Source organism: uncultured Umboniibacter sp., from assembly GCF_947497555.1.
Taxonomy (GTDB): domain Bacteria; phylum Pseudomonadota; class Gammaproteobacteria; order Pseudomonadales; family DSM-25080; genus Umboniibacter.
The window spans coordinates 200,067-212,716 of sequence record NZ_CANMGY010000002.1 but is presented as its reverse complement, the minus strand read 5'-3'; the positions used below and the strand labels follow the sequence as shown (position 1 = coordinate 212,716).

13 protein-coding genes and 1 other RNA gene are annotated in these 12,650 nt (G+C 48.1%); 10 read left to right on the top strand and 4 right to left on the bottom strand.

Annotated features, from left to right (window positions below):
- The first annotated feature begins 108 nt into the window (after positions 1 to 108).
- Positions 109 to 372 carry a DUF2788 domain-containing protein gene (locus Q0698_RS03805; RefSeq protein ID WP_298633895.1) on the top strand — a complete coding sequence of 88 codons (264 nt, stop codon included), beginning with the start codon at positions 109 to 111 and terminating at the stop codon, positions 370 to 372.
- Between the two features lie 52 nt (positions 373 to 424).
- Here the strand turns inward: Q0698_RS03805 and Q0698_RS03800 are convergent, their stop codons facing one another.
- The gene (locus Q0698_RS03800) at positions 425 to 1,273 is read right to left on the bottom strand and encodes an endonuclease/exonuclease/phosphatase family protein (RefSeq protein WP_298633893.1); all 849 of its coding nucleotides are present in this window, start codon (positions 1,271 to 1,273) and stop codon (positions 425 to 427) included.
- Positions 1,270 to 2,037 (bottom strand): pseudouridine synthase, encoded by a 768-nt coding sequence (locus tag Q0698_RS03795; protein WP_298633891.1) that lies wholly within the window; start codon positions 2,035 to 2,037, stop codon positions 1,270 to 1,272. The genes Q0698_RS03800 and Q0698_RS03795 overlap by 4 nt, the downstream gene beginning before the upstream one ends.
- Before the next feature lie 237 nt (positions 2,038 to 2,274).
- On the opposite strand from Q0698_RS03795, the gene Q0698_RS03790 reads away from it, so the two are divergent.
- The 5 genes from Q0698_RS03790 to Q0698_RS03770 all read left to right on the top strand — a co-directional run bounded on the left by Q0698_RS03790 (position 2,275) and on the right by Q0698_RS03770 (position 9,805).
- Positions 2,275 to 5,523, top strand: coding sequence for a TonB-dependent receptor (locus Q0698_RS03790; RefSeq protein ID WP_298633889.1), 3,249 nt, complete (start codon positions 2,275 to 2,277; stop codon positions 5,521 to 5,523).
- Positions 5,524 to 5,588: 65 nt separating this feature from the next.
- Positions 5,589 to 7,529 (top strand): prolyl oligopeptidase family serine peptidase, encoded by a 1,941-nt coding sequence (locus tag Q0698_RS03785; RefSeq protein WP_298633887.1) that lies wholly within the window; start codon positions 5,589 to 5,591, stop codon positions 7,527 to 7,529.
- A gap of 98 nt (positions 7,530 to 7,627) precedes the next feature.
- Positions 7,628 to 8,284: a class I SAM-dependent methyltransferase gene (locus Q0698_RS03780; protein ID WP_298633885.1), complete on the top strand. Its 657-nt coding sequence runs from the start codon at positions 7,628 to 7,630 to the stop codon at positions 8,282 to 8,284.
- A 9-nt stretch (positions 8,285 to 8,293) separates the two neighbouring features.
- Positions 8,294 to 8,914, top strand: a complete 621-nt coding sequence (msrA, locus tag Q0698_RS03775; RefSeq protein WP_298633883.1) for a peptide-methionine (S)-S-oxide reductase MsrA — start codon at positions 8,294 to 8,296, stop codon at positions 8,912 to 8,914.
- A 9-nt stretch (positions 8,915 to 8,923) separates the two neighbouring features.
- Complete coding sequence (locus Q0698_RS03770; RefSeq protein WP_298633881.1) at positions 8,924 to 9,805, top strand: lysophospholipid acyltransferase family protein; 882 nt, start codon at positions 8,924 to 8,926, stop codon at positions 9,803 to 9,805.
- A gap of 11 nt (positions 9,806 to 9,816) precedes the next feature.
- Here the strand turns inward: Q0698_RS03770 and Q0698_RS03765 are convergent, their stop codons facing one another.
- Positions 9,817 to 10,269 (bottom strand): DnaJ domain-containing protein, encoded by a 453-nt coding sequence (locus tag Q0698_RS03765; protein ID WP_298633879.1) that lies wholly within the window; start codon positions 10,267 to 10,269, stop codon positions 9,817 to 9,819.
- Positions 10,270 to 10,326: 57 nt separating this feature from the next.
- On the opposite strand from Q0698_RS03765, the gene Q0698_RS03760 reads away from it, so the two are divergent.
- From Q0698_RS03760 to Q0698_RS03750, 3 genes are read left to right on the top strand one after another with little or no spacing between them, the layout of a single operon-like run.
- A complete protein-coding gene (locus Q0698_RS03760) occupies positions 10,327 to 10,500 on the top strand; it encodes a hypothetical protein (protein WP_298633866.1) in 174 nt (57 codons plus the stop codon).
- On the top strand, positions 10,500 to 10,844 hold the full coding sequence (locus Q0698_RS03755; RefSeq protein ID WP_298633864.1) for a helix-turn-helix transcriptional regulator: 345 nt from the start codon (positions 10,500 to 10,502) through the stop codon (positions 10,842 to 10,844). Before Q0698_RS03760 ends, Q0698_RS03755 begins: the two co-directional genes overlap by 1 nt.
- 15 nt (positions 10,845 to 10,859) lie before the next feature.
- On the top strand, positions 10,860 to 11,429 hold the full coding sequence (locus Q0698_RS03750) for an ATP-binding protein (RefSeq protein WP_298633862.1): 570 nt from the start codon (positions 10,860 to 10,862) through the stop codon (positions 11,427 to 11,429).
- A gap of 138 nt (positions 11,430 to 11,567) precedes the next feature.
- Here the strand turns inward: Q0698_RS03750 and Q0698_RS03745 are convergent, their stop codons facing one another.
- Positions 11,568 to 12,392, bottom strand: a complete 825-nt coding sequence (locus Q0698_RS03745; protein WP_298633861.1) for a sulfurtransferase — start codon at positions 12,390 to 12,392, stop codon at positions 11,568 to 11,570.
- Positions 12,393 to 12,485: 93 nt separating this feature from the next.
- Here Q0698_RS03745 and ffs point away from each other — a divergent pair.
- Positions 12,486 to 12,582, top strand: an RNA gene (gene ffs / locus Q0698_RS03740) — signal recognition particle sRNA small type.
- The last annotated feature ends 68 nt before the right edge of the window (positions 12,583 to 12,650 follow it).

Genomic DNA, 12,650 nt, shown 5'->3' with positions numbered 1-12,650 from the left:
TGCGCAATATTAGCAGTTCTCTACGCGTGTTATAACAACTGTAAATATTCCCTAGCCTAGTTGAAGAAGCAATTACTACGTAACTATTCACCTTGGGTATCGAGGTTTGTGATTGAGGTAGTCGGCCAGTCGCTGGTCACCTATAATGCAGCTCATAACTTAACGGAGAGCGCGATGAGCGAAGCCGAATTTGCAGACTGGGCAACGAAAATACTGGTCACTGGGCTGATATTATATATGGGTTATATCATGTACAAGCTAACCAAAGAATCTAAGGCTGGTAAGTTTGGTGGGGCCATCATCTTTTTGGTGCTTGGCTTCGGAGTGGCCGGTTTTGTGTTTAAGGAAGTACTCATTGGTATAATGAGCTAGCGCTCGACAGGTATTATTTGTCCCGTTGCCGAGATGTTAACTGAAAAGTAGCTTACTCAGCGTTCTCAGCGTTCTCAGCGTTCTCAGCGTTCTCAGTAATCAGTAGGTAGCCCGTCGCGATGATGGGGTTGTGGTCACTTAATTCCCTCCGCGGAGCCTCCACATGCTCCCACTTAATACCCCGAGACAGCAACCAATCCAGAGGGTAGCCAAAGGGAGCCGTACGGTGATCACTGTGATAATTAGGGATTTGCAAGCCGAGTTCGGTAGCGATCTCTTGGCTAAAGCGAGCGCGCTCATAGCGCCAGGTATTTAGATCACCAACAAAGACGATTGGGCCGTTGTGGCTCTTTGCCAAAGAAGCTGCCGTGCGTAGTTGTGCTTTCCAGGTTCCTAGCAGCCAACTGAAATTGACGCCATGAAGGTTAATTACCAGTAACTCTTTACTGGTCCCAGTAATCGGAAAGGTAACTGCAATGGCCGCTTTAGGAGTCAGCATAATAGGCTCCAGGCTTTGCCAACGACAGATCTTTGATGGACTTACTTCGCTGCCCAGCGCAACGCCAGTAGTATTTAGCCCCGTGTGACCAGGGCTAAAGAGCAGTGAATCGTCAGCAGGGGTTTCCTGAAGAGCCAGCAAATTGAATTCTATCTCCTCAAGCGAATTGTGCGCCTCGGCTAACGATGCCTTGGCGATATTCCAGTTAACCAACTGGATTTTCCGAGATAGCGCGTTGTCCGTCGCGAAGGCTTCGCAAGTCACTGGCGTAGCAACTTGATTGGAGGGGAGGCCGGAATCAACCATGGATAGTGTCATTGTCAGCGCGACGCTAATGAAGAGTAGAAGTGCAAGGTCGAGTAGCCTGGCGTGTCCTGAGGTGCTGACGTTGGTGCGATTCATAAGTCCACTGCTTTCCAAGGAAGTTGAGTTGCCAGCTGTTCAAAAACACTCGGTTCTTGGGCGCGAAGGGTAATCTGCTGATTGGTGGTTGGATGACCAAAACTCATGCTAGCACAATGTAGCATGAGTCGGTTGATATTAAGCTCATCCGCCAGCAGACGATTGAGCGCTCCTTTACCGTACTTAGGATCGCCAATGATAGGGTGCGAGATGTGCTTGAGATGTCGTCTTAGCTGATGTCGTCGGCCGGTTTCGGGTTTTAGCGCAACTCGCGCAAGGCGAATAGCCGAGTATCGATCAAACACTATGGGTAGTTCTGCTGTAGCCGTAACTTGAACCGCTGTTTGCGCACTCTGGGCATCAATGGCGCGGTCAGTCTTTCCCTTTCGGTCATCTAAGGTCAGTTTGAGCGGGTGATCGATAAATTGACTCTTCGGCCAACCGCGAACCACAGCAACGTAAGATTTCGCGATGGCGTTCGCTGCGAATTGCTCGGCTAAATGTTTGGCAGCTGTCTGCGAAAGTGCAAAGATTAAGAGGCCACTCGTAGGCTTATCTAAACGATGAACAGGGAAGACATACTGGCCAATTAAGTCGCGAGCCTTTTGCAGGGCAAACTCCGTTTCGTGACGGTCAATGGGAGAGCGATGAACCAATAGTCCTGATGGTTTATTGAACGCTACTAGATCGTCATCGAGATAGATTAACTCTAATCGTCCTTGCGCCAATTTCGTCTCCGAATCGATGGTTTTTAGGATGGCCATTCTAGCTAAGAAGCCTAGGTATAAATAACCTAATTCAATTATTATTATTGCAATAGTATCACTTGTTACTACCTGAAAAGTTAGTTAATGTACGTAAGTGATATCTCACATATGAAGCGATAATTAGAGCAATAAACGTTTCGAAAACTTAGCTGCTTGCGCACCGGTTTCTATGCAACAACATAGTTGTTAGGGATTGGTGTCGAGCTATCGTTATATTAGGGATTAGGGGGAAACATGACAATCTCTTCGTTATTTAAGGCGCGTCCACTGGCAGTTGCAGTGTCTATGGCGTCTGTTGCAACGTTTGCCAACGTTGCTTATGCCCAGGAAGATGTAAATTCAGAAACCGTTGAGTCGGCTGAAATTGTTGAAGAACAGCAGGTCGAAGAAGTTGTTGAAGAACAGCAGACCGAAGAAGTTGTTGTGACAGGCTCACGCCTCCGTCGCGACGCGTTTAGCTCAATCTCTCCGATCCAAGTGATTGACGCAGATGTTGAGCGTAGCCTTGGTAACTTCTCTGCAGCGGATATCCTTCAGACAAGTACTGCATCACAAGGTACGCAGATCGATCTGACGTTTAGCGGCTTCGTACTAGATAATGGCCCTGGCGCTTCAACACTTAATCTACGTGGTCTTGGTAGCGCTCGTAGTCTGGCAGTAATGAACGGCCGTCGCCTTGCGCCAGCAGGTGTAGAAGGCGCACCTAACTCTTTCGATTTAGGGCTCATTCCTTCTGGAATGGTTGAACGATATGAATTGTTGCTTGATGGTGCATCGTCGGTATACGGTTCAGACGCGGTTGCTGGTGTAGCAAACATCATTACGCGTAAGGACTTTGATGGGTTTGAAGTGCAGTTTGACACCGAATTACCAACCCAAGGTGGCGGTGAAACTAATACGTTGAACTTGGCGTGGGGTCACGCAACCGATCGTGGCTTTGTCAACGCGGGTGTAGAATATCAACAGTCAGAGCCTGTTACGCGAGACGATCGTACTTGGACTGCTACCTGTGATAAGAACTACGAAATTGGCTTGGACGGTAATTATTACTCCGATGACCTATTTTATAGTGAAGTCTATGGTATGGAGGTTGATAACTGTAAGACTGCATCACTGGCAGGTCGTGTGAGTGTGCCTTACCAAGGATCAATCTACTACACCCCAGGATACAGCAACGGCCTATGGCCTGACTTCTCTGAATCAACATTCCGAGGTGCGGGTGTAGATGGCGACGGCGACGGTAAAACCGACGTCAACTTCAAGGATTACACCATTAACGGTAAAGAGGGCTTCGCTCACCTTTATCCGGAGGTTGAGCGAGTCTCATTCATGGCATCGGGTGAATACACCTTCGATGGCGAGATGAATATTACGCCGTTCTTTGAAGTGCTTTATTCGAAGCGTGAGACCTACACCGATTCTGGTGCGTTCCAGTTGTTCCCAACTGTTCCTGCCAATAATCCTTACAACTTATGTAATCCAAATGGCGTTAATGGTGTAGATTGTCTTGATGCATTAACACCGCTTTATGGTGCGCCTCCAGGTGCATTCGGCTATTTGGGACCTGCGTCAACGATTCCTATCGTTTCCGTTCAGGGAGATCGTACAACTAGCGATGTTTCGGTAGCGCAAACTCGTGCTGTATTCGGCGTGAAAGGTGACCTGCCATTTATAAACTTTGGCTCATTCAATGATTGGTCATTCGATATTGCTGCTTCGGCGTCTGTCTCGGAAGGTGAGTCGCATCGCTATGGTATCCGAGGAGATCGTTTAGAGCTATCTCTAGCGACCACTATTGAAGATCCATCGAATCCAGGCAACTTTATTTGTGGCGTGGATAACAACGGAGACGGTATTCCGGACGGCACTGACGGTTGTGTGCCAATCAATATGTTTGCACCTTCCCTTTATGAAAATGTAATTGGTGATTTTGCAACGGCCGCAGAGCGCAACTATTTGTTTGATAGTCGAGATTTCGACACAACTTACAAACAAAATATCTTAACTGCCTTCGTAACGGGTGACGTAATTGATTTGCCAGCTGGCACCGTCAGTGCGGCAGTGGGTGCTGAATACCGCTATGATGAAATTGAGTCTAATCCAGATGAAGTAGCAGCTAACGGTTTGTTCTTCGGTTACTTCTCTGATGGCGGAGCCTCGGGTAATAAGACAACAACTGAATTTTTCGGTGAAGTGTCAATACCTGTTTTGGCGAACCTTCCATTGGCTACTGAGCTAAATGTTGATCTATCGACTCGCTACACCAAAGACGAGTTCTATGGTGGTGCTTGGACAGGTGGTGCAAAAGTTGGTTATCGTCCGGTAGATTCGCTATTGCTTCGTGCTACGTACGGTACATCTTACCGTGCACCAAACTTGCGTGAATTGTTCTTAAGAGATCAGACCGGTTTCAATACCGTATCCGATCCGTGTGGTATCCCGGGTGATGCGCTAGTGAGTGATCCTAACGACCCAACGGCTCCAGTGTCATATGATCCATCATTGGATACTCGTTCACCTGAGCTTTTGAGTAACTGTGTAGCAAATGGTGTCGACCCAACTGATCCAGCGGCTTTAGATTTGAATGGCTTCAATTCATATAGTGTTGAGATCGCAACGGGCGGCCGCTTAGATCTAGAGGAAGAAACATCGACGTCACTTAGCTATGGTTTCTCGTTTGACCAGCCATGGTGGAACGACTTTGATATGAGCTTCTCAGCGAGTTACTACGAGATCGAAGTAACAAACTCAATTGTTGAACCATCTGCACAGTATCTCATTAACGACTGTTACTTTGCTGATATTGGTCAGCCGAGCACATTCTGTGGAAGTATTGCGCGTGGCGATGACAATACTATTGAGCTAGTCACTGCCGGCTTCATTAATCGTGACCTCGAATTAACTCGAGGAATGGATTTTGATTTTGCTTACGGTCAAGACGTTAGTTTAGCGGACCTACCTATTCGTTTAGGTGTGCGTCTAAATGCGAACCGCCTACTAGAATCAACGTTAGAGTTTGAAGATGACAGCGGTAACGTTGATTCAGAATCCTACCAAGGTGAATTCGGTTACGCGGAATGGACAGCTAACGCGACGTTCTCAGCTAACTATGAGGACATCTACTTCAATTGGGGTGTTCGATTCATTGGCTCTGTTGAGCAGGATGCAAGAGGGATTGATCCATATTCTGATATTTATGATACCAACGGCACTGGGTTCTTCTCTGACTCTTGTCTTGGTGTAGCGAATGGCGGAACGGATTGTCGTGACGTCGGCTTTGCTGACGAGTATATGATTCACAGTTTCTCTGTCTCGTATGCTCCTGAAGCATTTGGTGTGACCTTAGGTTTGCGCAATGCGTTCAATACCGCGCCTCCAAGAGTTGATAGCAACGAAGTACTTGCTGTCAATAACACTCCGATTGGTGCGGGTTACGATCTACAGGGTCGAACCTTCTACCTCTCGCTTGATGCGCAGTTCTAATCACTGAGCTAAATTGAAAGCCTCTCTCATTTCGTGAGGGAGGCTTTTTTTTTGAGGTCTATTATATGAAGATACTAAAAATAACAGCCGCTGGGTTAATGCTGGCTGCTTCACTCTCAGTATTTGCTAATGAGGTATATCCTCCCGAATACTGGTCACTTCGTTCTAACGTTAGTAACGTGAGTCTATCCCCAGACGGACAGCATTTGGCGTTGCTAAGAACCCCATCTCGTGACGGTAATCCCATTATTGAAGTGTTCGAGACAAGTAACCTCGATGCCGAGCCGTTTCGAGTAAATTCAGACCCAATGGAGATTGAAAACTTTTTCTGGATTACTAACACCAATATGGTCATTGGTTTGAGGCAGAAAGTTCGCGATGATATTAACGGTTTTAACCGTGGCGTGTTTGAAAGATCGGTCGCCAGGCTTGATATTGAGACCGAGCGTTTAGAGAAGATCGATGAGCCTGGCGCTCAAATTGTTAACTCGCTTCCCCAGAAAGAGGATTCTATTTTATTCGGATTTTTTCCCGAAGATAGTGCTAGTAGATCCGGTGGTGCCTTCCGGGCGCAATCTATCTACGAATATAACCTGCGTCGCGGCACTAAGCGTCTTGTACTTCGTGGTAACAACAGTTTGGGTAGATTTCGCTTTACCGGAGACGGGGAACCCTGGAGTGCAGAAAGTTACGATGGGTTGAATGAGGAGAGAATTTTCCTTACACGAGTTAATGACGACTGGGAAGAGGTTTATCGCCTAAGTATTGATAATTTTGAATCATTCCGCGTCACAGGTTTCGACGAAGCAGCACCACACCTATGGTTTGTGCTAGCCGAAAACGGCCGCGATAAAATGGGGTTGTGGGAGTTCAATACCCAAACCAAGCAATTTGGTGAGCTTATTTACGCGCGCAATGATATTGATATCTGGGGCGTTCGGGGGCACTCGAATAATTGGAGTAATCCAGACTCGATTTCCGCGATCGCTTACTACAAAGATGAGTTTGGTTTTGCCTTTTTCGACGGTGAAGAGGAAGCGCTCTATAACCAACTCAAGAGCGTCATCCCTAACTCAGGTTATGTTCGTATCGAGTCTCGCAGTCGCGATGGTGCAACCATCGTTGTGCGTAATCAGTCGCCGCGTGATCCGGGTACCTATTACCTGATTCGCAACGGTCGGTTAAGTATTGTGGGCGAGGAGCAGCCGCTTCTTAGGGCGGAAAACTTGGCTGATGTTCGTTATATCCAATATGAAGCGCGCGACGGTAGGACTATTCCCGCCTTTATTACGGTACCCAACGGTGAGGGTCCATTCCCATTAGTCGTGATGCCTCACGGCGGTCCGTTTGTTGCCGAAACGGTGATATTCGATCGCTGGGCGCAGCTGCTTGCTAATAGCGGCTACATGGTGCTGCAGCCTCAGTACCGCGGTTCGATGAACTACGGTGCGGAGCATTATCAATCTGCTTTCATCAATGGTGGTCAAGGCGGCTATGAAATGCAGGATGATAAGGATGACGGCGCGCTGTATCTAGTGGAACAGGGCTTGGTTGATCCGGATCGCATGGCAATGTTTGGCTGGTCATACGGTGGCTATGCGGCGTTGGTCGCAGCTTCTCGCGAAGATCAGATCTATCAGTGTGCCATTGCTGGTGCGGCCGTAGCGGATAACGATCTGCAGCTCAATTACTATGTGAGCAGGATATCGGGTTCCGACCGCATCGAGCAGGAGCGTTTTTATCGCGACAGTATCTCACCTGTTGAGGTGGCCGCTAAGGTTAATATCCCCCTGTTTATTGTCCATGGCAGTGTGGATCAGCGAGTGCCTTTAGAGCACGCTACGCGTTACTTAGCCGCATTGGATGAGCATGCGATTCCCTATGAATACATGGAGCTAGACGGCGCCGATCACTTTTCTGATACGCTGACGTTTGATCATCAGAAGAGGTTCTACACGCGTATGTTGAGTTACTTCGCTGAGGACTGTGGGCCAGGCGGCTTGTAATGCTTCCGTTGATGTCAAATTAAGCTAACGGCGTTCCTTTTAAAGGGCGCCGTTTTTTTTCGCCGGCCAAAAATTGAAGTGATTACGTCGCTAGCGTCGTGGCAACGCTATTTTTCCCTGCATATCTTCGCTACACTCTTCCCATGAAAGATCACTTCTTCAACATACCTTCTGCGCCAAATATCAAAGCGCCTCGATCGACACACCCTGCTGTTCGACGTCTGAAGCGAAAGACTAAGGCGCGCTCAGCCCACGGCAATAAGGTGTGGACGTCCACTCAAGTCCTCATTGATTTTCTTCAGGCGAATCCAATCCACAGCGATTTGCGTATTCTGGAACTTGGTGCAGGGTGGGGTGTGTTGTCGGCCTATTTAGCAAAGACCTTTCGCGCACAAGTAGTGGCCCTAGATCTTGATCCGGATGTGGTGGGTTATAGTGAGCTTGTTGCAAGCTTAAACGAGACTCAGTTCGATACGGTGACCATGGATTTTAGTGCGTTGACGGTAGAGCAGCTGGCGAATTTTGATCTCGTGATTGCCGCGGATGTTTGCTTTTGGGATCACATGCCCGAAGTGCTATCCGAGATACTCCTGCGCTGTGAAGAGGCCGAGGTGAGCCGAGTCATTTTTGCGGATCCGGGTCGTCCGCCATTTTACGAACTGGCGAGGTGGTGCCAAACTGAGTATGATGCTGCGGTATATCCTTGGCATGTTAGCCAGTCGGCATCACGCGGTTATATTCTAGATATTGATTAGAGGCAAAAAATGCGTTCTACAGTAATGATTAGTGCAGATGAAGCACTTAGCGGTCGAAGCGAAGCGATTAGCATCAATCCAACCAATGCCGTATTGGGTAGCTCAATGTTGGAAGCCCCCGATGGCGCAAAGGTTGTTTATCTTGGTATGGGTTGCTTCTGGGGTGCTGAGCGCGTTTTTTGGCAGCAGCCCGGAGTTATCAGTACAGCAGTAGGCTACGGTGGTGGTTTTACGCCCAACCCCACCTATGATGAAGTGTGTACAAGTCATACTGGTCATACTGAGTTGGTGAAGGTTATTTTTGACCCCCAGCAGACCTCTCTTGAGTCACTTCTGGCGTTATTCTGGGAGAAGCATGATCCTACTCAGGCGATGCGACAGGGTAACGATGTCGGCACCCAATATCGCTCGGCAATCTATGTGGAAGATGATGCTGACGCGGTACTGGCTAATAGTACCAAAGCAACATACCAACAGGCGCTTAATGAGAAAGGCCTCGGAGCTATTGCTACCGAAATCGCCGTTCAGGTGCCGTTCTACTTCGCCGAAGATTATCACCAGCAATATCTTCATAAAAACCCAGCGGGTTACTGTGGGATAGGTGGTACTGGTGTGGTTTGTCCAATTTAAGGAGCTCGAATGGGCGTATTCATCGTAAAGTTGCTCAGCTATATTCCCTTAGCTGTTTCCTATCGTTCGTTATCGCCGCTACTCAGCTTTTTGCTGTACCGAGTCTTTAAGTATCGCGTTAAGGTATCTCGAGAGAATCTTGCGCGTGTTTATCCGGAAAAAACGGCACAAGAGCGCGAAGTAATTCTTCGAGAGTATTATCAATTTCTTGGTGATATGTTTGTGGAAATACTCCGTTCACCTCACCTTAGCGCCGAAGATTTTTTAGCCCGTGTGAAGTGGGATAACCCTGAAGTTGTCAATGATCTTTGGGCGGAGGGTAAATCGATTGTAGGGGTGGCTCTACATCAATGTAATTGGGAATGGATGTTACATTCGGCCGCACTAACGCTAGACCCACCGTTAGAAATTATTTACAAACCATTACACAATAAAGCTTTTGATACCTACTTTCGTGAGACTCGAGCGCGCTTCGGCTCAACCCTAGTGCCGCACAAGAAGGCCGTACAGATTTTCCATTATCGCAAAGATCAGTTTTTTCTAATCCTCCTTGCGGATCAGGCACCTCTTAAAAAGCGCAAAAAAGTCTGGGCGAAAATGCTAGGTCAGGATACCGCTTTTCCGCTAGGCGCCGAGTTGTTCGCAATGAAGAATGATGCCGTTGTGGTCTATGGCTGGCCGCGAAGGGTGTCCCGAGGGCACTATCAAATTCGCCTCGAGATCTTAGCAGAGCCACCTTTTAAGAATGACGAAAACGAGATTTTAAAAGCGTATGCTAAGCGCGGTGGCGAGGCAATTATGGCTCAGCCTGAGACCTGGCTTTGGAGTAATCGTCGGTGGAGTTATTCTAAATCTGAGGACCCAACGCTTAGCAACGAAGAGGACCAGTAGTGTTAATGGATTTAGCCTAAAAGTTGATCCCGTGCTTCATTGATTTGTGCGGCTAAAAACTCATTACCACCGCGGTCCGGATGATATTTGGCCATCAACTCTCGGTGAGCGGACTTAATTTCTTCAGACGTTGCCCCTTCAGTTAATCCCAAAATTTTTAGTGCTTGGGGGCGGGTCATACTAGAAGATGAAGTCTGACTCCCACGCGTAGTATTTTCAGTCGACTTATTAATTGGATTGAAGCGTGTATATAATTGCCAGACGATTGGGATTAATGGTGAGGTAAGTGCTCCCATTACGTGAAGGCGACCGGTAGCCGCAGCAATAGCGCAAAGGCCCACTAACGCCCAAAGAATTCGGACGGTTAACCAGCGCGTCCGTTGTTCAATAGGTTGCTTAGAGAAACTAGAACGAAGCAAGTAGCCCGTAACGGCTAAGAAAACGATGATAATAATTGCAGGCATAATCAATCCATCAATAGTTGATTCTGTAAGTATACTCATCTCCAAGGAGAGTACCCCATGAATTTATTGATTATTTTGGTTGTTCTGTTCGCATCATTGGCACTGTTTGTCACTATCGCTAAGGGCACGAAACCACCAAGCGAAAAATTTGTAGCGAAGATACGGCCATTTCTATATCCGCTAATTATGTTGTCACTGGTTATTGCACTACTCAGTCATTGGATGAAGTAATGAAGCATCAAGTTCAAGTTATTAAAAACGCAGATCAACCTGCATTTGCGGTGTTAAACTGGGAAGATTATCAACAACTGCTGCAGCTTGCTGGGATTAGTGAGCAAAAGCACCCGACAGAGAGCGAGGCAGTGAAGCCAGCGATCAGCGCTGAGACCTTACGAGCCATTCGTGAGTCGAAGGGTTTAAGTGTTTCGGTGCTTGCCAGAGAGGCGGGTATTAGCCCTAGCTACTATGAAATGATAGAAACCGGTCGTCGTTTGGCCTCGGAAGCCAATCGCAGAGCGATCGCGAGGGGGCTTAAATGTTCAGTCGAAGATATTATTTTTAGTGAAACAACTTAAGGATAACGTGTTGCCATGAAGATTGTCTTAACCGGTGCACCGGGTAGCGGCAAAACAACGTTGATTAAAGCACTTGGTGGCTTAGGTGAACAGACAGTTCCTGAAGCCGCTATTGATGTGATTCAGGCGTTAGTCAAAGAAATGGGTCTTAGCGAGCAGGATGAGTGGCGTCGTGGCGATCCACTGGGTTTTCAGCAGCGAATCTATCGTCATCAGACGGAGCTTGAAGCCATACTGGATCCTAGCCGACGCAGCTTTTTAGACCGAGGAACCTTGGACGGATTGGCTTACCTTGAAATGTTCAAGACCCATGCCCCAGACAGCTTTAAGGTCCAGCTAGCGGCTCATCACTACGATCACATTTTTTTCATCGAACCATTGAATCTTGATGACTTAGACTTGCGCCAAGAATCAGGTCGCAATGATTCAATCGAAGAGGCGGCTAAGCTGGTTGAGCTGCTTCAGGCAGTTTACCTTAAGAACGGCTATACCATTCATCGGATTCCCCCACTGTCGGTCGCAGAGAGGGTTCGGTATGTGCTCGATCTCGCAAATACTTTGGAGCGCGAGACGGCGTCGAGATGACGCCGTTGCCATATTTGATAGGATAACGTCAGTCGTTTAAGTAGCCATGCTGAATCATCTCTGAACCGTCAATCAACTCTCAGTCAGCCATCATTCAGGCAGTACTCAATCATGTTTCACGCGCCTCGAGTAAAGCGATTAGGCTTCGTAATGGAGAGGCTGGTGACTACACCAATCGGACCAACTTCCAGCATAAAGCGAATCGTCGTCATAACCGAGTTGTGCCAATACCAGCAAATTTACGCAGGCGGTAACGCCTGAGCCGCAGTAGTGAGTTCGCTGCTTATTCTTGCTAACGAGAGGTTCCCATATCAACCTGAGTTGCTCCTCGGATTTCAGGTACCCGCTGTCAAAATTATCGGTGAAGGGTTGGTTCATGGCACCGGGAATATGACCGGCGATAGGGTCTAGCGGCTCGATTTTCCCAAGGTAACGCTCATTGGCTCGCGCGTCGATAAGCATCCCAGCGGTATCTAGCTGTTTGAAATTGATGGTCTTGAACGGCTGTGGCTGGGGAATATCTGACGTGTCATACTCTAACGCTTCGGTAGCGATTGCCCCGCCCGCCGCTTGCCATGCTGAAAACCCACCGTTTAATACGTAAGCCTCGTAACCCGACTGTCGAAGCATCCAGCAGGCCCTTGCTGCAAACGCGGCGTTATGGTCGTCGTAGCACACAATCACATCATTCGTGTTAATGCCCCAGTGGCTGAGTGTTGCCCACCAAGTACTAACAGGTGGTAGCGGATGTCGTCCCATGGGATGACGGCCCTCTTGATTGGTCATAATTGGGCCCGATAAGTCATCGTTGAGGTGGGCGTATACGGCGCCCGGGATATGGCCAGCTAGAAAGGCACTGTGGCCGGCGGCATCGTCCTTTGACTGCAGCTCAAAGCGGCAATCAATGAAGCGAGTGTTAGTTGGGACCTCTGAACGAGTTATAAATGGACGACTTTTGATCATTAGTAGCTCTCCTGACTCATGAATCTAAATTAATTGTTCTAAGCTATTGAAGCAATGGGAATTTCTCGTATAATGGCGCCCTTGTTATGGTCCTATCGGTCCTCTCGCAATGAGCAACTGTAAACCCCGCCAGGCCCGGAAGGGAGCAACGGTAGCAGTGACCTCATGTGCCGGGATGCGGCTGATAGGGCCACCCAATTTTCTTTCGCCTGTCGGCAAAAAATAACTCCCTCAATCGGATTCATCGGTATTCAGACT